23 protein-coding genes are annotated in these 23,400 nt (G+C 61.9%); 7 read left to right on the top strand and 16 right to left on the bottom strand.

The window, feature by feature from the left end; translation table 11 throughout:
• Positions 1-645, top strand: a complete 645-nt coding sequence (locus H3221_RS17355; RefSeq protein ID WP_196475851.1) for a hypothetical protein — start codon at positions 1-3, stop codon at positions 643-645.
• A gap of 244 nt (positions 646-889) precedes the next feature.
• Here H3221_RS17355 and H3221_RS17350 read toward each other — a convergent pair whose 3' ends face one another.
• From H3221_RS17350 to H3221_RS17315, 8 genes are all read right to left on the bottom strand, one after another.
• Entirely contained in the window at positions 890-1,471 is a 582-nt protein-coding gene (locus H3221_RS17350) for a superoxide dismutase (protein WP_003462535.1), read from the bottom strand.
• 243 nt (positions 1,472-1,714) lie between these two features.
• On the bottom strand, positions 1,715-3,046 hold the full coding sequence (locus H3221_RS17345) for a DUF58 domain-containing protein (RefSeq protein ID WP_196475850.1): 1,332 nt from the start codon (positions 3,044-3,046) through the stop codon (positions 1,715-1,717).
• Complete coding sequence (locus H3221_RS17340; RefSeq protein ID WP_224490662.1) at positions 3,043-4,077, bottom strand: AAA family ATPase; 1,035 nt, start codon at positions 4,075-4,077, stop codon at positions 3,043-3,045. The genes H3221_RS17345 and H3221_RS17340 overlap by 4 nt, the downstream gene beginning before the upstream one ends.
• Positions 4,074-5,255: a DUF4350 domain-containing protein gene (locus H3221_RS17335; protein WP_196475849.1), complete on the bottom strand. Its 1,182-nt coding sequence runs from the start codon at positions 5,253-5,255 to the stop codon at positions 4,074-4,076. Before H3221_RS17335 ends, H3221_RS17340 begins: the two co-directional genes overlap by 4 nt.
• Positions 5,252-6,838, bottom strand: coding sequence for a DUF4129 domain-containing protein (locus tag H3221_RS17330; RefSeq protein ID WP_196475848.1), 1,587 nt, complete (start codon positions 6,836-6,838; stop codon positions 5,252-5,254). Before H3221_RS17330 ends, H3221_RS17335 begins: the two co-directional genes overlap by 4 nt.
• Entirely contained in the window at positions 6,825-7,805 is a 981-nt protein-coding gene (locus tag H3221_RS17325) for a stage II sporulation protein M (RefSeq protein ID WP_196475847.1), read from the bottom strand. Before H3221_RS17325 ends, H3221_RS17330 begins: the two co-directional genes overlap by 14 nt.
• Positions 7,802-8,527, bottom strand: coding sequence for an RDD family protein (locus H3221_RS17320; protein WP_196475846.1), 726 nt, complete (start codon positions 8,525-8,527; stop codon positions 7,802-7,804). Before H3221_RS17320 ends, H3221_RS17325 begins: the two co-directional genes overlap by 4 nt.
• 233 nt (positions 8,528-8,760) lie before the next feature.
• Entirely contained in the window at positions 8,761-9,519 is a 759-nt protein-coding gene (locus H3221_RS17315; protein WP_160019756.1) for a DUF975 family protein, read from the bottom strand.
• A gap of 184 nt (positions 9,520-9,703) precedes the next feature.
• Here H3221_RS17315 and sbcB point away from each other — a divergent pair, with 184 nt between their 5' ends.
• Positions 9,704-11,152 carry an exodeoxyribonuclease I gene (gene sbcB, locus H3221_RS17310; RefSeq protein ID WP_196475845.1) on the top strand — a complete coding sequence of 483 codons (1,449 nt, stop codon included), beginning with the start codon at positions 9,704-9,706 and terminating at the stop codon, positions 11,150-11,152.
• 198 nt (positions 11,153-11,350) lie between these two features.
• Here the strand turns inward: sbcB and mvaT are convergent, their stop codons facing one another.
• Entirely contained in the window at positions 11,351-11,725 is a 375-nt protein-coding gene (gene mvaT, locus H3221_RS17305) for a histone-like nucleoid-structuring protein MvaT (RefSeq protein ID WP_017675049.1), read from the bottom strand.
• 296 nt (positions 11,726-12,021) lie between these two features.
• Here mvaT and purU point away from each other — a divergent pair, with 296 nt between their 5' ends.
• From purU to H3221_RS17290, 3 genes are read left to right on the top strand one after another with little or no spacing between them, the layout of a single operon-like run.
• Positions 12,022-12,873, top strand: a complete 852-nt coding sequence (gene purU / locus H3221_RS17300) for a formyltetrahydrofolate deformylase (RefSeq protein WP_017675048.1) — start codon at positions 12,022-12,024, stop codon at positions 12,871-12,873.
• Between the two features lie 45 nt (positions 12,874-12,918).
• A complete protein-coding gene (locus tag H3221_RS17295; protein ID WP_196475844.1) occupies positions 12,919-13,344 on the top strand; it encodes a CBS domain-containing protein in 426 nt (141 codons plus the stop codon).
• A gap of 16 nt (positions 13,345-13,360) precedes the next feature.
• The gene (locus tag H3221_RS17290; protein ID WP_196475843.1) at positions 13,361-13,540 is read left to right on the top strand and encodes a hypothetical protein; all 180 of its coding nucleotides are present in this window, start codon (positions 13,361-13,363) and stop codon (positions 13,538-13,540) included.
• Between the two features lie 41 nt (positions 13,541-13,581).
• Here the strand turns inward: H3221_RS17290 and H3221_RS17285 are convergent, their stop codons facing one another.
• Positions 13,582-15,459 carry a methyl-accepting chemotaxis protein gene (locus H3221_RS17285; protein ID WP_196475842.1) on the bottom strand — a complete coding sequence of 626 codons (1,878 nt, stop codon included), beginning with the start codon at positions 15,457-15,459 and terminating at the stop codon, positions 13,582-13,584.
• Positions 15,460-15,616: 157 nt separating this feature from the next.
• On the opposite strand from H3221_RS17285, the gene H3221_RS17280 reads away from it, so the two are divergent.
• Positions 15,617-17,092 carry a helicase HerA-like domain-containing protein gene (locus H3221_RS17280; RefSeq protein WP_196475841.1) on the top strand — a complete coding sequence of 492 codons (1,476 nt, stop codon included), beginning with the start codon at positions 15,617-15,619 and terminating at the stop codon, positions 17,090-17,092.
• 132 nt (positions 17,093-17,224) lie between these two features.
• On the opposite strand, the gene H3221_RS17275 is transcribed toward H3221_RS17280, so the two are convergent.
• Positions 17,225-17,446 carry a hypothetical protein gene (locus tag H3221_RS17275; RefSeq protein WP_017675043.1) on the bottom strand — a complete coding sequence of 74 codons (222 nt, stop codon included), beginning with the start codon at positions 17,444-17,446 and terminating at the stop codon, positions 17,225-17,227.
• 244 nt (positions 17,447-17,690) lie between these two features.
• Positions 17,691-18,566, bottom strand: coding sequence for an aldose 1-epimerase (locus H3221_RS17270; protein WP_196475840.1), 876 nt, complete (start codon positions 18,564-18,566; stop codon positions 17,691-17,693).
• Positions 18,567-18,673: 107 nt separating this feature from the next.
• On the opposite strand from H3221_RS17270, the gene H3221_RS17265 reads away from it, so the two are divergent.
• Positions 18,674-19,429 (top strand): FadR/GntR family transcriptional regulator, encoded by a 756-nt coding sequence (locus H3221_RS17265; RefSeq protein ID WP_160019747.1) that lies wholly within the window; start codon positions 18,674-18,676, stop codon positions 19,427-19,429.
• Between the two features lie 79 nt (positions 19,430-19,508).
• On the opposite strand, the gene H3221_RS17260 is transcribed toward H3221_RS17265, so the two are convergent.
• The 4 genes from H3221_RS17260 to H3221_RS17245 form a co-directional block, all read right to left on the bottom strand.
• The gene (locus H3221_RS17260; RefSeq protein ID WP_160019746.1) at positions 19,509-20,414 is read right to left on the bottom strand and encodes an EamA family transporter; all 906 of its coding nucleotides are present in this window, start codon (positions 20,412-20,414) and stop codon (positions 19,509-19,511) included.
• A gap of 91 nt (positions 20,415-20,505) precedes the next feature.
• A complete protein-coding gene (locus tag H3221_RS17255) occupies positions 20,506-21,786 on the bottom strand; it encodes a TRAP transporter large permease (protein ID WP_196475839.1) in 1,281 nt (426 codons plus the stop codon).
• Complete coding sequence (locus H3221_RS17250; protein ID WP_196475838.1) at positions 21,787-22,314, bottom strand: TRAP transporter small permease; 528 nt, start codon at positions 22,312-22,314, stop codon at positions 21,787-21,789. It lies immediately after the preceding gene.
• A 59-nt stretch (positions 22,315-22,373) separates the two neighbouring features.
• Positions 22,374-23,348: a TRAP transporter substrate-binding protein gene (locus tag H3221_RS17245; protein ID WP_074680814.1), complete on the bottom strand. Its 975-nt coding sequence runs from the start codon at positions 23,346-23,348 to the stop codon at positions 22,374-22,376.
• Positions 23,349-23,400 lie beyond the last annotated feature (52 nt).

Below are 23,400 nucleotides of genomic sequence, written 5' to 3'. Positions count from 1 at the left end.
ATGAGATTGAGCCTGCGTCGTCGCGCGATCTACACCGGCCTGGCTGGACACTTTTCGGATGAAGAGGTCTGGCCGTTGCTGGCGCTGTGGGAGAACAAATACGCCGAGCAACCGCCGTTCGCCCTCAATGAATTTCTGGCCGAGGTGGTGCTGCGTACCGAGCGCAAGCTCGAACGCGCACGTCTTTACCGAGAGTTGGTTGGCGCCCTGACGGGACCGCCCTCGCAGCTGCTGCCTGACCCAGAGGAGCAACTGGCTGCCTGGCGCCAGGGACGCAACGAGGCTGTGCGGCAGGTGGCGACCCCGGATAGTACCGCGCAAACCACCTTCCTGGCCCTGAACCAGGCCTTGCTGGAGCAACTCGATAGCGCGCAGCAGGCGGCGCTAAGACGCTTTGCCGCCGGCAACCTGTCCGGTATGGGGGTGAGCTCCGAACTGTCGGCGCGTTTACGTATCTGGTTGGAGCAGGGCGGGGGCGACGGTATCGCCAACCTGGGGCTGGAGCAACTGCGCAAATTGCTGAACCTGCTCTATATCGGGCTCTGCGAGTTTCTCGGGCCGGTCCGTGCCGACCGCGTACTGAGTCAGGCGGTCAATCGTGTGGAGGAGCAGGGGGTGGAGTTTTCACCGCGCAGATTGCTCTAGGCTCTGTACGAAAAGTGCCTGCGCTCGGTGATGCTTCGTTAAAAACCGGCTGGAACGCCAGCCCGGTCGAATGCTCATTTACCACTCGTAAACTGCGCTTCCTCACCGGTTTTTGCGGGGCCGCCATCGGTATTGCCTGACCTTCGCTCGACGACTTTTCGTACAGAACCTAGTTGCGCAGGCGAGATGCAGAAATGAAAAACCCGGCCTGCTGAGGCCGGGTTTCGTATTACGGGGCTGTGATTCAGGCCGCGTAGTTCTGGGCGACGAAGTCCCAGTTCACCAGGTTCCAGAACGCCTCAACGTACTTCGGACGCAGGTTACGGTAGTCGATGTAGTAAGCGTGTTCCCAGACGTCGCAGGTCAGCAGCGGCGTGTCGCCGGAAGTCAGCGGGCAGCCGGCGCCGATGGTGCTGGCCAGGGCCAGGGAGCCGTCAGCTTTCTTCACCAGCCAGCCCCAGCCGGAACCGAAGGTGCCGATGGAAACCTTGCTGAACTCTTCCTTGAATTTGTCGAAGGAACCGAAGGCAGCGTTGATGGCGTCAGCCAGGGCACCGGTAGGCTGGCCACCGCCGTTCGGCGACAGGCAGTTCCAGTAGAAGGTGTGGTTCCACACCTGAGCGGCGTTGTTGAAGATACCGCCCGAGGAAGTCTTGACGATTTCTTCCAGGCTCTTGCCTTCGAACTCGGTGCCCGGCACCAGGTTGTTCAGGTTCACGACGTAGGTGTTGTGGTGCTTGTCGTGGTGGAATTCGAGGGTCTCGGCGGAAATGTGCGGCTCGAGGGCATTCTTTTCGTAAGGCAGCGGCGGCAATTCAAAAGCCATGGTCTATCTCCTACTCAGGTCGTGTGCGGTATGCGCAAGGCCGATCACGGGCGGCCTACAGGCGGCGTCGAGTTTGTACTCTTTGCGCCGCAGACTCGGGATCATAGCACCCGGCCACGGCCATAACCACGCAACATCTGTGTGGGAAAGCCGGTGCCAGGGCCTTTGCAGCATTGGGTTCGACAGCCTCAGACGCCAGCAGTTGCCTCTTTCGGCGCGGTCGCGCGCAAACGCCAACAGGTCTTAGAGTGCGCCGGCTTTCTTCCAGGCCAGGTAGTTGCTCACCAGCTCCGGGCCCAGTTCGCCCGGGCGGGCGTCGAGCACCGGTACTTCGTGGGCTGCCAGGCGTTCGTGCAGGTCGGCGCGGGCATTGAGGTAGTCCAGCGTGCCGCAGTAGGCCAGGGCCTGATCGAATTGCTCCACGGGTGTCTGACGCAGGCGATCCAGCGCTTCCTCGCGCAGGCTGGCGATCAGCACGCGATGCTGGCGCGAGAGGCGACGCACGGCGGCGAGCAGGTCCTGATCGTCCTCGTCGCGCAGGTTGGTCACCAGCACCACCAGGGAACGACGCCGCTGGCGCGCCAGCAGCAGATCGGCGGCGGCGCTGAAGTCGGCCGGTTGCTGGCTGGTGTCTAGGTCATAAACGGCGTTGAGCAGCACGTTCAATTGCGCCTGGCCTTTGACCGGCGCCAGGTAACGCGACTGGTTACCGGCAAAGGTCGCCAGGCCAACGGCATCGCCCTGGCGCAGCGCCACGTAACTGAGCAGCAGGCAGGCGTTGAGCGCGTGGTCGAAGTGCGACAGCTCGTCGTCCTGGCTGCGCATGCGCCGGCCGCAGTCGAGCAGGAAGACGATCTGCTGATCGCGCTCGTCCTGATACTCGCGGGCGATGGGTGTGCGCTTGCGGGCAGTGGCCTTCCAGTCGATCTGGCGCAGGGTGTCGCCATCACGAAATTCGCGCAGCTGATGAAACTCCAGGCCCAGACCGCGACGTGGGCGCTGACGCACGCCCAACTGACTCAGCCAGTCGTCTACCGCCTTGAGCTGCGCGCCGTAGAGACGCGCGAAATCGGGGTAGACGCGGCTCTCGTCAGTCAGCGGCAGCAGACGCTTGGCCTGCCACAGGCGCAGCGGGCTAGGCAGTTTCAGCTCGCACAGGGCGAAGTGGAAGTGGCCGCGGATCAGCGGTTTCAGACGATAGCTGACCCGCGTCTGCTGGCCAGGCTGCAGAGTGATGCGTTGCGGCAGGAAGTCGAAGGCCATGCCTTCTGGCACATGGTCGAAGACCTCGATTTCCTGGGGTTGGGCGAAATCGTGATGAGCGATCAGTTGCACCTCGCTCCAGCGCCCGAGCGGCAGGTTGCCGGGCAGCACGCGCTCCAGGCGCGGCGAGTGCTGGCGGCGCAGCCACAGGGCATCGACGGCGGCGATCAGTGCCAACGCCAGCAACAATCCCCAGGCGACTGGCATCAGGCTGTCTGCCAGGCGAATGCCGAGCAGGGGCAAGGCGCCGAGCAGTACGGCGGCGGCGAACAGGCCGCCGAGCAGCCCGAGGAGCAGTCGCGAAGGTTTCATAGACGCGGTGCCGGCACCTGATCGAGCAATTGTTGCAGCACCTGATCCACCGACAGGCCTTCGATATCCAGTTCCGGCGCCAGGCGTACGCGATGGCGCAGCACGGCCAGGGCGCAGCTCTTGATGTCATCCGGCAGGACGAAATCACCGCCGCGCAGCAGCGCGCGAGCACGGGCGCCACGCACCAGGGCGATCGAGGCACGTGGTCCGGCGCCCATGGCCAGGCCCGGCCAACTGCGCGTGGCGCGGGCCAGGCGTACGGCGTAATCGAGCACCTGCTCATCCAGTGGCAGATCGCTGGCGATCTTCTGCAAGGCCAGTACGTCCTTGGCCTGCAGCAGGGTACGCAGCGGGCTGACTTCGAGCATGTCGGCCTTGGCCGAACGAGTCACCTGGCGCACCATGTTCAGCTCTTCATCCTGCTGCGGATAGTCCATGCGCAGCTTGAGCATGAAGCGGTCCAGCTCGGCTTCCGGCAGCGGGTAGGTGCCTTCCTGCTCGATCGGGTTCATGGTTGCCAGCACCATGAACGGCAGCTGCACCGGCAGGGCGCGGCCTTCCAGGGTCACCTGGCGCTCCTGCATCACTTCCAGCAGAGCGGCCTGGGTCTTGGCCGGTGCGCGGTTGATTTCATCGGCCAGCAGCAGGTTGGTGAACACCGGGCCCTTGCGCAGTTTGAACTGTTCGCTCTGCATGTCGTACACGGCATGGCCAGTGACATCGCTGGGCATCAGATCCGGGGTGAACTGAATGCGCGCGAACTCACCGCCGAAGCAACGCGCCAGCGCGCGCACCAGCAGGGTCTTGCCCAGCCCCGGTACACCTTCGACCAACACGTGGCCACCGGCGATCAGTGCGGTGAGCACATCGTCGATCACCGCGCTCTGGCCGATCACGGCCTTGCGCAGCTCGGCGCGCAGGGCCTGGGCCAACTGGCTGGCACGCTGGCGCTGCTGCGTTTGCGGGTTGCTCGGCGCGGCGGCCGGGATTTCCTGCGCCGGCAGGTTGTCGTTCTCGGGGGTCTCGCTCATAGGGCATTCCTGAGGGTTTGCAGGTGGGCGACCTGGCGGGTGAATTCACTGGCGGATAGGCGCTGCGGCGGCAATGGGCGCATGGCCTGGCTGATGTCCTTGGCGGGCAGGCGGGTCAGGCGACCAAGAACCTGCCACTGCTCGGCGACGGCGAGCTTCTCGAAACCGGGATGACGGCGGCGGGCGCGGCGATTGATGTCCTGTTGCAGGCCTTTGAGCAGGCTGTGCTGGCCGCTGCGGCGGAGCAGGAAGTCGGCGCTGCCACGCAGGTGTTCCTCGAGCTGGCGCCGTGCTCGGCTGGCCGGTGCCTGCAGCGGGCCATGACGCATGCCGACGTGCCACAGGGTGGCGATGATCAGCAGCGCCAGCACCAGCAGTGCCAGTGGGAAGTGGCGCAGCAGCAGGCGGGCCAGGCCGTCGCTGTCGGCATGGTAGAGCAGGGTCACCGCACTGTCCTGGCCCAGGTACCAGAGCAGCCAGGCGTGGTCGTAGTCGTCGATGTTGCGGTTCTGCCAGATCCACGGATCGCTCAGTACGGTGATCAGTCCGTCGCCGTGGTACAGCTGCAGCAGGTGCGTGGCAGCGTCGCTGTTGGCCCAGGCGTGCGCGCGGTTCTGCGCATCGTACAGGTGGAAGTCGGTGTCGAAGGCGATGTAGGCCGGGGCCTGCTCGTTCTCCAGGTAGAGCTTGGTGAGTTGCGGGTAGGCCTCGCTCGCTTCGCTGTCTGACTCGGGCTCACTGGCCTCTTCGTCGTCCAGCTCGTCAGTCATGTATTGCTGGACACCGAGCAGATCGAGCAGCAGGTCGCCGCTCTTGCCTTCCTCTTCGTCCCACAGGCGTTCGGCGATGAACAGCAGATGGCCGCCACTCGCCGTCCACTGCAGCACGCGCTCGACCTGACGTGGCGTCATGTTGCCGCGGTCGGCCAGCAGCATCAGGGTCTGGCCTTCGCTAGGCAGGCCATCGAGCACATCCAGGCCTTCGGCGCGGCGTGCGGCAATGCCCTGTTTGCGCAGGAAGTGCTCGGCTGCCAGGTAAGGGCTGCTGGCAACCTCGGGGGCCGGGCCGTGCTCGATCACGTCCTCGTAGGGTTCGAGTTTGCCCATCAGGTAGCTGGCGAGCAGTCCCAGTACCAGCAACAGGGCCATGGCGAGGATGAAACCGGCGCGCCGACTCATGCTGCACGCTCCTGACCGAACAGGCTGCGCCAGCCCTGGCACAGGCCCTGACGCAGCGATTCGGCAGGCAGGCGATGCCCATAGGCCAGGGCCTGCCAATGCAGGGTGAGCTGGCGACTGTAGTCTTCCAGGTTCTCTTGCCCGAGGCCGGCGACCAGGTGCAGCACTTCGCCTTCGGTGTGCGACTGCTTCAGGGGCAGGCGGTGCTCGTGCAAAAGCCGGCTGAGCAGGGCGCGGTAGAGCAAACCGAGGGCGGCGCGTGGTTGGTTGGCCCAGAGTCGCTCGGCTTCGCTGGCGACATCGTCGGGCAGCGTTTCTGGCGCGAGTTCGAGACCGAACAGCTGTTGCGGCGCGATCTGTCGGCGTCGTGTCGGCAGGCCGATGCGTTCGCCAAAGGCCTGCAGCCACTCGCGGTAGCGCCACAGAACGAAGACCAGCAGCGCGGCCAGCCCTGCCCATAGCAGCACTTCGAAAACCTGCGCGACGACATCCAGGCTCTTCCACCATTCGCCGAGTTTGAGCAGGTTTCTGAGCATGTCCAGGAAGGCTTCGACGTCTTCCGGCTTGGGTTCCTCAGCCGGCTTCTCTTCGCCCAGGCGCCAGCGCGTGACGGTTTCGCGGTGCTGGAAGGGCGGCTCGTCGAGCAGCGCTTCGATGCTTGCACGGGCGGCTTGGCTGGTCAGCGGCTGCTGGAGCAGGCGGGGTGCGTCCGGGCCCTGCGGGTCGGGCTGCTCGACCTCCGCGCTGACGATTGGCTGCGTGTCGGCCCATGCGTTGCTTGGCTGCTGCGTCAACAGCACGGCGCAACCGAGCAATAAGGCATAGGCGCTGCCGGTCAGGCGCTGGCGCAGGCGGCGGAAGGTCAGCTCGATATCCCAAGCTTCCAGGGCCGTGCGGCGGTTGAGATAGAGGGTGAAGCCGCAGGCGACATAGACTGGCTCCCAGATGATCAGCAGCAGCACATAAAGCAGATTGGACAGGTGCTCCAGCCACATCCACTGGCCACTGCTGGCGGCGATCAGGCTTTCCCAGGTCCAGTCCAGCTCCACCTGTTGTGGCAGCATCAGATAGAACAGGGCGACCAGGCCCATCCACAGGGCAACCTCCAGATGCATGCCCACCAGCGTCAGCCAGGTGGCAGCGGCGCTGTCGCGCTGACCGAGTACCACCAGGCGCTGGCTGCGTGCCTGACCGGCCAGACCCTCAAGTTGCAGCACGGGCAGATCGAAGCTGCGCGTCGGGCTCAGGCGGCGCCAGGTCAGGCTGGCCAACAATTGTGGCCATAGCAGTTTCGGCAGGGCGCGCAGGGCCTGTTTCAGCGAGGGTGTGTTGCCGAACAGCGCTTGCGAAAGGATGTACAGCGGCAGGCGCTCATAGGCCGGTTTGAGCCACCAGAAGACGAAGATGGCCCAGCCCGGATGCTGCCAGAGCAAAGCGCAGAGCAGGGCGAACAGCGGCAGTGTGACCAGCGCCCAAGTGGCCATCAGCAGGCCGGCGTGACGACGGGCGAGCAGCACGCCGAGATCGATGGCTTCCCAGGCGCTGCGCGGGCGGATGGCAACGCTGGCTTCAGTCAGGCGCATGCTGCCTCCGACCGGCCAGTAGCAGATAACCCAGAACCAGCGCCCAGAGCCCGGCACCGACGACGTACTTGATGTTCGGGCTGGCGAAGGTGGTGGAGGACCAGAAGGCCTCGATGAAGGCGGCCAGCAGCAGGAACAGGATCACCCCGGCCACCAGCTGTATCGCCTTGCCTGCGGCCAGGCGCAAGGCCTCGCCACGGGGCAGGCGGCCGGGGGCGAGCAGTGCCCAGCCGAGCTTGAAGCCAGCCGCGCCAGCCAGGGCAATGGCGGTCAGCTCGAAGGCACCATGGCCGATGACGAAAGACCAGAACGGTTCGCCATAGCCGATGCGCGTCAGGTGGCCCGCCACGGCGCCGATCATCAGGCCGTTGAACAGCAGGAAGAACAGGCTGCCGAGGCCGAGCAGCAGGCCACTGGCGAAGGTCTGAAAGGCGATGCCGATGTTGTTCATGATGTAGAAGCCGAACATTACCCAGTCGTCGCCCGAGCCGCGTTCGCTGAAACGGCCGAGACGGCGTGCGTCGGGATCGTACATGCCTTCCATTTCGCTGACCTGGTCGGGGCTGACCAGGCTGAAAATCAGGTCGGGATAGAGATAGGTCAGCAGTCCCATCACTGCCAGACTGCCGAAGAACAGCAGGCTGGCCACGCATACGCTGCGCCACTCGCTGCGCACCAGGCGCGGGAAACCGCCGAACAGAAAGCGCACCATCTGCGCGCCAAGGTGGCTGCGATGGCGGTAGAACTGCTGATGGCCACGCATGGCCAACTGTTGAAGCTGGTCGATCAGGTGGCTGCTGTAGCCGCGTGCCTGAGCCAGGGCCAGATGCTGGCAAAGCTGCCGGTAGCTGGCGGCGAAGCCTTGATAGGTCTGTGTTTTGGCCTTGCCGCGCTCGAGGGCTTCGAGCTGGCTGTTGAAGGCATCCCAGTCCGGCTGATGGCGACTTTCGAACAGGCTCTGTTTCACGGTGCGCTCCCCAGCAGGCCGCGCGCGATGCCATTGAGGCGCGGCTCGGCCTGTTCGGCAGGCACTTGTAGCGGATCGGCCAGCAGCGCCGCCAGCTCGGCTCGGCGTGCTGCGGAGAGCTGGCCACCACGTTCGGCAAAGCCGAGGATGGCGCGTTGCTCGTCAAGGCTGAGCGGGAAGGGTGCTGGCAGAGGTTCTGCGTCGGCGAGCAGCGGTTTGCTCAACGGCGCATCGCGATAGACCACCAGGGTGCCGGCGGCGATATCGCCAAGACGTTTGAATGCCGGGTGGTTCAGGCAGCTGATGATGCCCAGGGTGTAGCCAAATGGCAGGATATCGACGAAACGCAGCAGGTTGCGCGTCAGTGAAGCGGCCCAGCCGATTGGCGTGCCGTCATCGTGAACCACGCGCAGGCCGAGCATCTGCTTACCGGGAGAGCGGCCCTGGTTGAACACCTCGAACAGCACCATGTACCACCAGGTCACGAGAAACAGCAGGATCGTACCCAGGCCCATGCCGAACTGACCGAGCAGGCCGAGAATGATGAACATCACCATCAGGATCAGGCCGCGAATGGCCAGGTCGATGGCGAATGCCAGGGCGCGCGGCACCAGCCCGGCCGGTCGCAAATGCAGATCGATACCTTCCGGCGTTTCGACCTGGTAGCGAGTGTCCAGGGGCAGCTGGTTGAGCGGAAGGCTTGCGCGTGAGCGTGAGTGCATCGGCGGACTGCATCAAGGAAAGCCCGATGCTAGCGAGCAGCGGGCCACGAACGCAACCGGGCCAGTGAGCTGGCCCGAGCTGCATTGGCTTATAAGGACGTTGAAAAACGTAGGCGAGGTAGGCAAGACAAGGCAAAAACGACCGAAAAAGCGGAGTTTACGTATTGTAAATGAGCATTTTGAGGTCGTTTTTAACGCAGTATTGCCAACGCAGGTAGTTTTTCAGCGGCCTGTTATTGGGCGGCAGGCAGCACGCCAAAGATGGTGCGATACAGCACGCCCATGGCCACGACCATCAGCGGAATGCTCCACACCAGACCGATACCCAGCGGGATGGCACTGACCATGACGATCAAACCGAGCAGCAGGAACAGGCCGAAGACCTTGAACCAGTGCTGGGTGATGGCCTTGCGCGAGGCTTCCAGTGCCTGCCACGGCGACAGGCCACGCTCGACCACCAGCGGAATGGCCAGCAGGTAGGCAACGGCCAGGTAGATGCCCGGGATCAGCAGCAGGATCATGCCGAGATAGATCAGCAGCATCATCACCACGGCAGTGATGATCAGCGGTACGGTGCGCCCGAAGTGGCTGAAAATCTCGTTGAAGCTCAGTGGCTGGTCGGCGGCGCGACGAATGCCGACCATGTTGATGCCGGCCATGAAGGGGTAGGCCAGGGCCGAGGCCAGCAGCGAGATGAGGATTTCACCGACGATCATCAGCAGCATGTTTTCGCTCAGGGCGCCGAAGATGCCGACGACGCCGCCGAGGATGAAGGTGGCGGCCAGCAGCACCACGTAGAACACCAGGAAACCACCGATGATGATGCCTTTGGTGCCCTTGACCTTGCTCCAGGATTCGCTCAGTAGCTCGCCGATGCTGAAGTCATAGCCGCGAGCCAGCGCTTCTTCGATGCTCGGTGTCTGGTTAGGCGAGGTCTGTTGCAGGTCGCTGGTGGGAGCGGCATAGGGATTGGGGGTGATCGCGTCACTCATGGTTGCATCCTTGTAGGTAGAGTGTGAGGGCTGCCAATGCTAGTGGTTACGGCAGCTGCCCGACAAGTGCGGCGTGTCTGGCGGCGCAGCGGCTGTGCACTGGTTCATGGTTTGGCCGGGAGCGGCGAGCCCGGAAGTGGATGATAGACTGCCGACAACCTTACGTCCGGTACGGAGCCACCAAATGACTTCCAGCATCTTCTGGTACGACTACGAGACCACCGGTATCAATCCGCGGTGTGATCGTCCGCTGCAGGTGGCGGGTATTCGTACCGATGAGGCGCTGAACGAGGTCGGCGAGGCGCTGAACATCTACTGCCGCCCCAGCGATGACATTCTGCCGCACCCGGCTGCTTGTCTGGTGACCGGTATCGACCCCCAGCGCCTGCAGCAGTCAGGGCTCGACGAAGGCGAGTTCATGACCCGTGTGCATGCCGCGCTCTCTGCGCCCGGCACCTGTGGCGCCGGCTACAACAGCTTGCGCTTCGATGACGAGGTGACGCGCTACAGCCTCTACCGTAACTTCTTCGATCCTTACGCGCGTGAGTGGCAGGGGGGCAATAGCCGCTGGGACCTGATCGATCTGGTGCGCACCGCTTATGCGCTGCGTCCCGAGGGCATCGAGTGGCCCGAGGAAGAGGGGCGGGTGTCGCTCAAACTGGAGCGCCTGACCCAGGCCAATGGCATCGACCATGGGCAGGCTCACGATGCGCTGTCCGACGTGCGCGCCACTATCGGCCTTGCACGGCTGCTGCGCGACCGACAGCCGAAGCTTTACGACTTTCTCTACCAACTGCGTAGCAAACAGCGGGTACTGGATCAGATTCGCCTGCTGCAGCCGCTGTTGCACATCTCTGGGCGCTTCTCCGCGGCACGTCATTATCTGGCGCCCGTGCTGCCGCTGGCTTGGCATCCGCGCAATCGCAATGCGCTGATCGTCTGTGATTTGCAGGCCGATCCGTCGCCCTTGCTGAATCTGGATGCCGGCACGCTGCGCAGTCGTCTCTACACGCGCCGCGAGGACCTCGCCGAGGGCGAGTTGCCGGTGCCGCTCAAGCTGCTGCATATCAATCGCTGTCCGGTAGTGGCACCGCTTGCGGTGCTGCGCGAGGCGGATCGGCAACGCCTGCAACTGGACTGGTCGATCTGTCAGCGTAATGTCGAAGTACTGAAGAATGAACAGTCGTTGTGGCAGGACAAATTAGCGGCCATTTATCGTGAAGAAGCCTTCGCAGGCAGTGACGACCCCGAACAACAGCTTTACGATGGGTTTATCGGTGATCGTGACCGTCGTTTGTGTGAGCAGGTGCGTGGCGCTCAACCTGAAGCATTGGCCGACGGCAAAAAATGGCCATTCGATGATGCGCGACTGCCAGAGTTATTGTTTCGTTATCGGGCGCGCAATTTCCCTTCAAGTCTGTCAGCCGCTGAATCCCAGCGCTGGGAAGAGTTCTGCCGGCAGCGTTTGAGCGATCCAGAGTTCGGTGCGCCCAATACCCTGACGCAATTTCACGCGGCATTGGAGCAGTTGCGCACGGACTGCAGCGCGAGCCAATTGCAACTTCTGCAGCAGTGGCAGGCGTATGCACAGGCGCTGCAGGCGCGTTTTGCCGTGAATTCCGCTGGCGTTTGAACCGGACAAGAGGCTGCCAGGGTAATGCACAGAGACGATGGTCTCGTCAGTACTGTGTAAGCAAAATGTAGGAGTGGAAGTTTTTCGTTCGTTCAACGTAATTGCCGGTGCAGGCAATTGCCTAAAACGGTTAAGCCTGAAAAATATCGACAATAAAAAAACGCCAGCAAGGCTGGCGTTTTGGGTGTCGCTCAGGAATTAGCCCAGCAGAGTGGCCCAACCTTCGACGACGTCGGCGCCCCACTTGGCTTTCCATTCTTTCAGCGTCTTGTGGTTGCCGCCTTTGGTTTCGATCACTTCGCCGCTGTGCGGGTTCTTGTACTGCTTGACCTTGCGCGCACGCTTGGCAGCAACAGGCTTGCTGGCACGTACGCCTTTGCCGGTTTTGGCTTCAGGATCAAGCAGGGCGATGATGTCGCGCAGCGACTTCTGATATTCGCCCATCAGGGTGCGCAGCTTGCCTTCGAATTCCAGCTCTTTCTTCAGCTTGTCGTCTTGCGACATGTTCTTCAGACGCTCTTGGAGCTCTTTGATGCTTTCTTCGATGTTGCGGTATTCGTTGATCAGCGACATGGGCATTACCTTGGCGTGAATAAGTCTGTGGTAGTCAACAGTGGCCTAATAATAGTCATGCACTTTTAGCAAGTAAACAGCAGGCCACAAAATAACTGAAGTGTACTGCAACCCTATGTGTCGCTCAGGCTTGAATTAAATCGGCTACTGCAACTAGGCCCTGAAGTTTTCGGTGCGCTCAAATAGGGCACTTTCCGGGTGCCCGGTCGCGTGCTTTTGCAGGTGCGTGGCTGCTGCAGTTTTGCCGGCAAATCGTTAGAATGGCCGACTTTTTGCGCCGCCAGTGGGGTTTAGTTATGCGCACGTTCAGATTGGTCATCTCCTGCCCTGACCGCGTCGGCATCGTTGCCAAAGTCAGTAATTTCCTCGCTACCTATAACGGCTGGATTACCGAAGCCAGTCACCACTCCGATACACAGAGTGGCTGGTTCTTCATGCGTCACGAAATCCGTGCCGACTCGCTGCCGTTCGATCTGGATGGTTTCAAGCAGGCGTTCTCGCCCATTGCCCGCGAGTTCTCCATGGAGTGGCGTATCACCGATTCGGCGCAGAAGAAGCGCGTGGTGCTGATGGCCAGTCGCGAGTCGCACTGCCTGGCTGATCTGTTGCACCGTTGGCATAGCAATGAACTCGATTGCGAGATTCCCTGCGTAATCGCCAACCATGACGATCTGCGCAGCATGGTCGAGTGGCACGGCATTCCTTACTTCCATGTTCCGGTCGATCCCAAGGACAAGGCGCCGGCCTTCGCCGAGGTGGAGCGGCTGGTCAAGGAACATCGGGCCGATGTCATCGTCCTGGCGCGCTACATGCAGATTTTGCCACCGGCGTTGTGCGCCGAATTTGCCCAGCGCGTGATCAACATCCATCACAGCTTCCTGCCGTCGTTCGTCGGCGCCAAACCCTACCACCAGGCTTCGCTGCGCGGCGTGAAGCTGATCGGCGCCACTTCGCATTACGTCACCGAGGAGCTGGATGCCGGACCGATCATCGAGCAGGACGTGGTGCGCGTGACCCATCGCGACGATATCGAGGAAATGGTGCGCCTGGGCAAGGATGTGGAGAAGATGGTGCTGGCGCGTGGGCTACGCTATCACTTGGAAGACCGAGTGCTGGTGCACGACAACAAGACGGTGGTGTTCGACTGATCCTGCTGCGTGGGCCAGCCCGATGTACGTCAGAGGAGAACGCCCATGCTCAAGTCCATCAAGGTGCGCGACTACATGACTCGCCATCTGGTGACCTTCAGGTCGGATACCGATCTGTTCACCGCCATCAATCGGTTGCTGGAACACCGGATTTCCGGGGCTCCGGTGGTCGATTCCCAGGGCCACCTGATAGGCCTGCTGTCGGAGGGTGACTGCTTGCGTGGCATTCTCTCCGGTGCCTACTACGAAGCCGTCGGCGGCACCGTCAGCACCTACATGACCACCGAGGTCGAGACGGTGAGCCCGGAGGCTGACATCATCGAAGTGTCCGAGCGTTTTCTGCGGGGGCGGCGGCGACGTTTACCGGTGATCGAGCACGGTCGGCTGGTAGGACAGATCAGTCGTTGCGACGTACTGCGCGCCGTCAAGGAGTTCGCCCAGCACGAGCAGGGCTCCCTGGAGGCCGGTTGATGGAGGCTCGAACGGCATGACCGATCCACTGGACAAGGCGACTTCGAAGGCGCCGCCGACTTTGGGTGAAGGCTGTGTACGGCGATACGACCCCGATGCCCTGAGCGAAGAGGATGGGACCGAGTTCGCCGATGCGGCCGAACTGTGGCGTCAACTGCAGGAGCAGGCCGAAGACAAGCCTGAGCATGAGCGATAATGGAGAAGGGCGCTGCGGCGCCCTTCTTGTCACTGGCTGTTTCAGATTCGGAAGCTGTCGACCATCTGCTTGAGGCGCGCGGCCTGCTGCTCCAGATCGCCGCAGGCGCGCAGGGTGGCTTGCAGGTTTTCCACGCCCTCCTGGTTGAGGGTGTTGATCTCGATAATGTCCATGTTCAGTGACTCGATCACCGAGGTCTGTTCCTCGGTGGCGGTGGCCACCGACTGGTTCATTCCATCGATCTCGCCGATGCGGGCGGTCACCGTGCCCAGTCGCTCGCCGGCCTGGTTGGCGATGTCCACGCTGTCTTCGCTGTAGCGCTGGCTCTCGGTCATGGTGGTGACCGATTCTCGCGAGCCGACCTGCAGTTCCTCGATCATTTTCTCGATTTCCTGCGCTGACTCCTGGGTGCGGTGCGCCAGGTTGCGCACCTCGTCGGCGACCACGGCAAAGCCGCGCCCGGCTTCACCGGCTCGCGCGGCTTCGATGGCGGCGTTGAGCGCCAGCAGGTTGGTCTGCTGCGAGATGCTCTTGATCACTTCGAGGATCTGGCCAATGTCCACCGTCTTGCTGTTGAGCATCTCGATCTTGGCGCAGGCGTCGCTGATCTTGTTCGACAGCTCGCTCATCGAACGGATCGCTTGCTGCACTACCTTGCCGCCGTCTTCTGCCTGATGACGGGCATCCGATGCCTGGCTCGAAGCATCGGCGGCGTTGCGGGCAATTTCCTGTGCCGCCGCGCCGAGTTGATTGATGGCGGCTGCCACGCTGTTGGTGCGGCTGGCCTGCTCGTCAGAGTTGGCCATCGAGGAGTTGGAGGCATTGACCACCAGCTTGGCCACTTCATTGACCTGGACGGTGGCCGATGACACTTCACGGATGGAGCTGTGGATGCGTTCGACGAACTGATTGAAAGAACGCGCCAGGGCGCCGAATTCGTCATTGGACTGGATCGCCAGGCGCTTGGTCAGGTCACCTTCGCCCTGGGCGATGTCTTGCATGGCCTTGCCCATGGCTGTCAGCGGCTGCATCAGCACACGGATCAGCAGGCCGAGCAGGGCAATGATCAGCACCACGGCAATCACCGTGACGATGATCGCCGAGGCGCGAAACTCGGTGAGCATGGAATAGGCCTTGGCCTTGTCGATCGACAGGCCGATGTGCCAGTTGACCGAGGGTAGGCCCTGGACTGGTGCGAAGGTCAGAATGCGGGTGTTGCCATCGAGCTGCGCCTCGCTGAATTCGCTGCTGATGCGTGGCGTGTTCTGCGGGTAGATGTCCTTGAGGTTCTTCATCACCAGGCTCTTGTCCGGGTGCACCAGAACCTTGCCATCGGCGCTGACCAGGAAGGCATAGCCGATGCCGTCGAAGTCCAGTGCATTGATGATGTTGACCAGGGTCTGCAGGCTCAGGTCGCCACCGACCACACCAGCTGGCCTGGCCGGGGTGGCGATGGTGATGATCAGTTCACCGGTAGCGGCATCGACGTAAGGCTCGGTAAGGGTGGTACCGCCGGCAGCCAGGGCATCCTTGTACCAGGGGCGAGTGCGTGGGTCGTAGTCGGCAGGCATCTGCTCGTCCGGGCGCATGGTGAAACCGCCGCTTTTGGTGCCCAGGTAGGTAAAAGCGAAGGAAGAGGTCAGCGCTTTCTGCTCCAGCAGGTTGACCACACGATCCGGCTCGCTGTCGTTGCTGATCGACTGCGCTGCGCTTTCCACCAGCAAGATGCGTCCGGACAACCAGTTCTGGATGTTGCTGGCGGTCACGTTACCCATTTCATGCAGATAGCTTTCCAGGTCCTCGCGGATGGCGTTGCGCTGCAGGTAATCGTTGTAGAGGGTGAACAGCGAGAAGGCGGCAATCACTACCAGGGAGGCCGCGAGCAGAATCTTGTGGCTGAACTGCAGGTTTTTGCTCATGTTGTCTTGCGTCCGGATGGCTCTGGAACCAGTCTTGTATTCCGCGGCTGCGCTTTCAAGAGCGTTTCGCGGGCTGTTGCGGCAGATGGAATAACTGTTTGTTCTGCTGTTTGTATCGGTATAACTGCAGTAAAGCTTTAACCCAGGGGATGGCAAGATGCCTTTGAATTCACAGTTCGTATTGGGTGCTGGCAGTGATGGTCAGGCGGTAGGTCAGCCTTTGCGCCTGGCCAACCGTCACGGTCTTATCGCTGGCGCTACTGGCACCGGCAAGACGGTGACCCTGCAACGGTTGATCGAGACGTTCAGCGACGCCGGGGTGGCAGTGTTCGCCGCTGATGTAAAAGGTGATCTGTGTGGTCTGGGCGCTGCCGGTGCGCCGCAAGGCAAGGTCGCCGAGCGCATCGCCAGCATGCCCTGGCTGAATCATCAGCCGCTGGCCTATCCGGTGACGCTGTGGGACGTACACGGTCAGAGCGGCCACCCGCTGCGTACCACCCTCAGCGAGATGGGGCCGCTGCTGCTTGGCGCACTGCTCGAGCTGACTGACAGCCAGCAGGCGGCGCTCTACGCGGCGTTCAAGGTGGCTGACCGCGAAGGCTTGCTGCTGCTCGACCTGAAAGACCTGAAGGCGCTGCTCGGCTACCTCAAGGACAATCCGCACGTGCTGGGGGAGGACAGTGCATTGTTCACCAGCTCCTCGGCACAGGCGTTGTTACGTCGCCTGGCAGGGCTGGAGCAGCAGGGTGCCGAGGCCCTGTTCGGCGAGCCGGCGTTGCAACTCGAAGACCTTCTACACCCTGATCGCGATGGTCGCGGGCGCGTGCACTTGCTCGATGCCTCCCGCCTGGTTCATGAGGCGCCCAAGGTGTATGCAACCTTCCTGCTGTGGCTGTTGGCCGAACTGTTCGAACAACTGCCGGAGCGCGGTGACGCCGACAAACCGGTACTGGCGCTGTTCTTCGACGAGGCGCACCTGCTCTTTCAGGGTACGCCCAAGGCGCTGCAGGAGCGCCTGGAGCAGGTGGTGCGGCTGATTCGTTCCAAGGGCGTCGGGGTGTATTTCGTCACCCAGTCTCCGAGCGATCTGCCGGACGATGTCCTGGCTCAGCTCGGCCTGCGTATTCAGCATGGCTTGCGCGCGTTCACGGCCAAGGAGCAGAAGGCCCTGCGCGCAGTGGCCGATGGCTTTCGCCCGAACCCGGCATTCAGCGCGCTCAGCGTGCTCACCGAACTGGGGATTGGTGAAGCATTGGTTGGCACGCTGGAGGAAAAAGGCACACCGGCCATGGTTCAGCACGTGGCCATCGCGCCACCGCAGTCGCGTATCGGCCCGCTGAATGAGGCCGAGCGTGCGGCATTGGTGCGTCAGTCGCCGCTGGCTGGGCGCTACGACAAGCCTGTCGATCGCGAGTCGGCCTATGAGTTGCTTAGCGCGCGTGCCGAGCAGCCTCGCAATGTCGAGCCAGTCGAGCCGGCAGAGAAGCGGAAGGCGGAGCCGGGGCTGGGCGATATGGCCAGTGATCTGATTGGCAGCGCGATGAAGACCGCGCTGCGCCAGGCCGCCAACCAGATTGGTCGGCAACTGGTACGGGGGCTCATGGGCTCGCTGACGGGTAGCAGGAAGCGTTAGGTAAGTGCTGGAAAAGCCGTCATTCCCGCGGAGGCGGTTCAAGAGCAATTGGACTCCCGCCTTCGCGGGAGTGACGGTAGAAAGCCTGTTCCAGAACTTCCCCGGCTACGGGGAGCCTGGAGCAGCGTGTCACTAGCCGGCGGTTTCGTCGGCTGCGTCCTGCTTGTCCTGGCGTTCTTTCTCGATTTTCTCGATTTCTTTCTCGAAGGCCTGGTCGAGCAGGCTGGGCTTCTTGCGCCAGGGTTTGCGGTCGGGGTCCGGCTGGGCGGCGTAGGTGATGACTTCTCCGCCGTATACATCCTTGTAACGCTGCGCCTGGCGCTCGAGTTCGGCGCGCAGTTCGTCTTTCGTCACTGTTTTTACCTGTAGGTTGTGATCGACCCACACAACAGCCGAAACACCAGGTTTCACTGTTGCGCTGAGGGATCAATCTAAAGTGCTTTGCCTTGGTTGGCCGGGAGAACAGTTTGCAAAGTTTCACGCTTTGCATCTTTCTCCTTTCTCTTCAGTTACTTAACTATCTGTAACTTTTTTCCGAGAAAAGTTGCATTGGGCAACTGGCGGGTATTATCGCCAATGCCCTTTGAATGTCCAGTGATCAGTCTGCAAGCGTCTGGTAATGCAGGCTGAAACTCATCTGAACACTTTGCTCCGCTGCCAGTAATCTGAGCCCTGGTTGCCCCGGCAAATGGTGGGCGTTGACCGGGTGAGTGACGGGCTCGAAACAGAAGAAGTTCTGCGCTTGCGGGCAAAACAACAGAAACATATCGCTGCCCTGCGCCTCGCAGACGAGCTGATAACCTGCGTCTGGTTGAATGATGCGAGCACGCCCTGGCCATTGGGTAAACGCATTATCGACAAGTTGCTGCGGCAACAAGCCGGGCTCGTCGAAGTTCCAGGTCCGCGGTAACTCAATCCACTGGCTGGACAGTTTGTCCTCGCTGCACAACCAGGCGCCGCCTGCTTGCGCCTGCACGCGCGTGTGTGCAGTGCGCGGTAGATAAGGATGCAGGCCGAGTCCATACCAGGTGGGCTGCTCGCCGAGATGTGTGGCTTGTAACGTCAGGCGCAGGCGGCCGTCAGTGAGTTGTACGTGGAGCGTGGCGCGATAGGGAAAAGGTGTTTGGCTACGCAGTTCCAGGACGGCGCTGTCGGACGTCGCATTGACTATCTGCCAGGGTTGTTGCCAGGCACTGCCATGTATCGGCAGAGGTTCGTGTTCGGTATTGGCATCAAGCGCTTGCCAGCCGTCAGGGGTAGCGAAACCGCCGCCGCCAATACGGTTGGACCAGGGCAGCAACGGGTAGCAGGCCAATCGTCTGGGATTGGCGGCAGCCAGCGCCTGTTCGTCGCTGTGGCGAAGCAGCGGCAGGCCGTCGCTCAGGCGCACCCAGTTGACCAGGCTTGCGCCCAGTTCCGGGGCAAGGGTCAACTGGGTCAGGCTATCGCTCAGGGTCAGCAGAGTCGTTGGCATTTGACGCTCCGGGGGCTGTAATTGTCGGGAATTCATAGTGTCATCGTACAACTGCTAGGCTATCATTGCTGCAAAGCCTCAAGTCCTAAATCGAGAATTCGTCCGCCATGGAAACGCAAAACGCTCAACCTCGTGCTCGTCGCAAGCACCGCAGCCTGGCCCAGGAGTTGGTAGCCGATCTGTCGCAGCGCATTCGCGATGGGCTGATCAAGCGCGGTGAGAAGCTTCCGACGGAGTCGGCGATCATGGAAGAACAGGGCGTCAGCCGTACCGTGGTGCGCGAGGCCTTGTCGCGCTTGCAGGCAGCGGGTCTGGTCGAGACCCGTCACGGCATCGGCACTTTCGTGCTGGATACGCCCAGTGCCAGTGGTTTTCGCATCGATCCGGCAACCATCGTCACCTTGCGCGACGTGCTGGCCATTCTTGAACTGCGTATCAGTCTTGAGGTGGAGTCTGCCGGGATGGCAGCTCAGCGCCGTAATGATGTACAGCTGAAGGCTATTCGCGAGGCACTGGATGCCATCAACGAGAGCGCGATGCATGCCAGCGATGCAGTGTCCTCTGATTTCCAATTCCATCTGCGCATTGCCGAGGCGACCGGCAACCGCTACTTCACCGATATTCTCAGTCACCTGGGTACCAGCATCATCCCGCGTACTCGGGTCAATTCCGCTAGCCTGGCGCGTGACGACCAGACCCACTACATGGCGCGTCTGGAGCGCGAGCACGAGCAGATCTTCGAAGCCATCGCGCGCCAGGATGCCGAGGCGGCGCGGGCTGCGATGCGCCTGCACCTGACCAACAGCCGCGAGCGCCTGCGTCAGGCGCACGAAGCGGCCGAGGCGGAAGCGCTGCACGGCTGAAACTCCCTGCAGACGCTCGGCGGCCTTGGGCCGCCGAGTGTCTTTTGGCGGTGAGAAAAATCAGCGCACATGGCGCGCTCTAGCGCCGATAGGCCAGGGCGACGATACCGCCGACCACGATCAAACCGCCGATCACCTGCAGGGCTCCCAATACCTGCCCCAGAATCAGCCAGCCCAGGATCATGCCGGCCACCGGCTCCATGTTCATCACCGGTGCATTGCGCGCGATATTCAGACGCGGCATGCAGATGAACAGGGTTGAAAAAGCTGCACCATAGAGCAGGACCAGGCAGGCCAGTGCGATCCAGCCGGTACTGGCATTGGGCAGGCTCAAACCGCCAGGAATAAGGCCGCTGCTGCCCAGCAGGGCCGAGGCGCTGAACACCACGGCCAGGGTCAGCATGCTGCGTACCGAGCCAGCGATTTTCGACAGACGATTTTCGGTGATCCACAGCGCCACGGCGAAAACGGCGGCAGCCGTCAGGCTGAACAGGATGCCTGCCATCCACTCGCCGTCCGGCGCATCGCTGCTGGCCAGGCGGCCAGGAACGTCGAGCACCAACACCAGGCCGAAGAGGATCACGCCCATGATGGCCAGCGCCTGTCGGGTTGGCGCTGCACCGCCGAGCGCCCAGGTGAGCAGTGCCAGCAGAATTGGCGAGAGGTTGACTACCAGCAGCGCCAGGGCCACGGGAATGCGCGCCACGGCCGAGTAGATGCAGAAGCTTTGGATGGCGATCAGCAGGCCCAGCAAGATCTGCCAGCTCCAGGTGGCGCGACCCAGTTTCAGCGATTCACGTCGCCACAGTACCAGAGCGGCCAGCGCGACTAGGGTCACGCCGGCACGCGCGAGCATGGCCAGCAGCAGCCCGGTGTCGTGGTCGAAGGCGATCCGCGCAGCGATGTGGTTACCCGCGAACGAGCAAGCCAGTGTTGCGAGGATCAGGACGGCGATGTGACGCGCAAATGGGGTGGAACCTTGCATGACGAAATCCTGTTGTCATAGCCTGAAAATCAGGCCCTAAAGCAAAACGCCGCCCGATTGGGCGGCGTTGTCGTTCAATGCCCGGTTGCTGTCAGAGCACGACGCTCGGCAGCCACAGCGAAATGGCAGGGATGTAGGTAACGGCCATCAGCACGGCGAACAGCGCGATGTAGAACGGCAGCAGCGCCTTCACGGTGTTTTCGATGGTGACTTTGCCGATTGCGGCGCCGACGAAGAGTACCGCACCTACCGGTGGCGTGATCAGTCCAATACCGAGGTTGACCAGCATGATCATGCCGAAGTGCACCGGGTCCACGCCGAAGGACGTCACCACTGGCAGCAGAATCGGCGTGAGGATCAGGATCAGTGGCGCCATGTCCATCAGCGTGCCCAGCACCAGCAGCATGAAGTTGACGCACATCAGGATCACGTAGCGGTTGTCCGAGAAGGCCAGGAACGCCGTGGTGATCTTCGACGGAATCTGCATCAGGGTCATGATGTAGCCGAAGCTGGCGGCGAAGGCGATGAGGATCATCACGATCGACAGCGTGCGCACGGTGCGGTGCAGCATCTTCGGCAGTTCACGCCACTTGTAGTCGCGGTAGATGAACATGGTCACGAAGAACGCCCAGACCACCGCGACAGCCGCCGATTCGGTGGCGGTGAACACGCCACTGAGAATGCCGCCGAGGATGATGAACATGGTCATCAGGCCCCACAGTGCCTCGACACAGATCTTCAGTGCCTGGCGCAGCGGAATCACTTCGCCCTTGGGGTAGTTGCGCTTCTTGGCGAACCACAGGCACAGCGCGGCCATGGTGAAGCTGAGCAGCAGGCCCGGGCCGATGCCGGCGACGAACAGAGCCGCGATGGACACCGTGCCGCCAGCGGCCAGCGAGTAGATCACCGAGTTGTGGCTGGGCGGGGTGAGCAGTGCCTGCACCGAACCGGAAACGGTCACGGCGGTGGAAAACTCGCGCGGATAGCCTTTCTTTTCCATTTCCGGGATCAGCACCGAACCGACAGAGGCTGTATCGGCCAGGGAGGAGCCGGAGATGGCGCCGAAGAAGGTCGAAGCGGTGATGTTGACCAGCGACAGGCCGCCGCGGACGAAGCCGACCAGCACCCCGGCGAACGCCACCAGGCGCCGGGCCATGCCGCCTTCGGCCATGATTGCGCCGGCCAGGACGAAGAACGGAATGGCCAGCAGGGAGAATTTGTTCACGCCACCGGCGATCTGGATCATCACGGCGTGCAGGGGGATATCGATCCACCAGGCGCCGATCAGTGCGGAAACGCCAAGCGAATAAGCAACGGGGACGCGTAGCAGGATAAGGACAATGAAACTGCCCAAAAGAATGGCGGCATCCATTTACGCGGCCTCCTTGGAATCTTCAGTGTGTTCGAAGTCGACGGCACGGCGCTTGTGTTGATCGCCGTACAGCAGTTGTTCGATGACGAACAGGAGGGTGATGAAACCGCCCACCGGGATTGGCATGTAGCTGATTCCGACACGTACCGAGGGCAGGGTGCTGAGGTACTGGTTCCAGGTCGCTACGCAGAGTTTGTAACCCCAAATCAGCATGAACAGCGCGATGCCACCCATGATCAGGCGTACGAACAATGTGATCAGCGGCACCAGTGTTTGTGGCAGGCGATCGGTCAGTGAGGTCACAGCCATGTGGGCCCCCGCACGGTAGCCAGCAGCGGCACCGACGAAGGTGAACAGCACCATCAATAGCACTGAAATAGGCTCGGGCCAGCCCAGTCCTTGACCCAGCGCGTAACGGCTGAATACGCCCCAGGGGATGATCAAAGCCATGATCACGATCGCCAGGCCGGCGGTCGCGATACAGGCACGGTAGATGGCGTCGTTGACGCCCAGAACCAGGTTTTTCATGAGGCTTCACCGGTTGCGCGGCGCAGGCGAGGTGCCGGCGCCGCGCGCTTGCGCGTGGATTACTGAACGGCTTCGATACGCTGAATCAGCTCAACGAACTGCGCGCCGTACTTCTCACGAACCGGGGCGGTAGCATCGTAGAAGGGCTTGGTATCGACCTCGATGAATTCGACGCCTTCAGCCTTGAGTTTCTCTACGCTGCTGGCGCTCTTCTCGTCCCACAGCTGGCGCTCTTCCAGTTGTGCTTCCTTGGCCAGTTTCTTGACCAGTTCCTGCTGTTCCGGCGTCAGCTTGTTCCAGGTGGTCTTGGACATCAGCAGCGGTTCGGGCAGGATCAGATGGTGGGTCTGGGTGTAGTACTTGGCGGAGCGGAAATGGTTGTGCTCGAGCAGGGTAGGCGGATTGTTCTCGGCGCCGTCGATCACGCCGCTCTGCAGGGCGCTGAAGATTTCACCGGTGTCCATGGCGATGCCGTTTGCACCCATGGCGTTGAGAGTATCGATGAACAGCGGGTTGCCCATTACGCGGATCTTCATACCTTTCAGGTCTTCGATGCTGCGTATCGGCTTCTTGGTGTAGAGGCTGCGGCTGCCGCCGTCCATCCATGCCAGACCGACCATGTTGAAGTCGGAGTTGGTGATGGCGTCGAGGATTTCCTGGCCGATCTCACCGTCGATGATCTTGCGCATGTGGTCGACGTCGCGGAACACGAACGGCATGTTGAAGACGTTGGTGGCCGGAACTACCGAACCGACCGAACCGAGGCTGACGCGGGTCAGCTGGACGGCGCCGATCTGGGTCTGCTCGATGACTTCCTTCTCGGAGCCGAGAACGCCGCCGGCGAACATGCGGGATTTGATCTCGCCGTTGGTGGCAGCTTCCAGCTTCTTGCCGAGGTTTTCCATGGCGACCACGGTCGGGTAGCCAGCAGGGTGGATTTCGGCAATCTTCAGGGTCGTCTCGGCCTGTACGAAGGAGGACAGACCGAGCGCTAGCGGAAGTGTGGCGAGAAGCAACTTACGTTTGAGGTTCATGCGGAAAACTCCGTCTTGTTGTTGTTGGTTTACAGCAGCTTGAGTCCGGTGC

This window comes from Pseudomonas chaetocerotis, from assembly GCF_015712105.2.
In the GTDB taxonomy this organism is placed as follows: Bacteria; Pseudomonadota; Gammaproteobacteria; order Pseudomonadales; family Pseudomonadaceae; genus Aquipseudomonas; species Aquipseudomonas chaetocerotis.
Note: the sequence above shows the minus strand (reverse complement) of the source record. Positions and strands in the feature narration are given on the sequence as shown.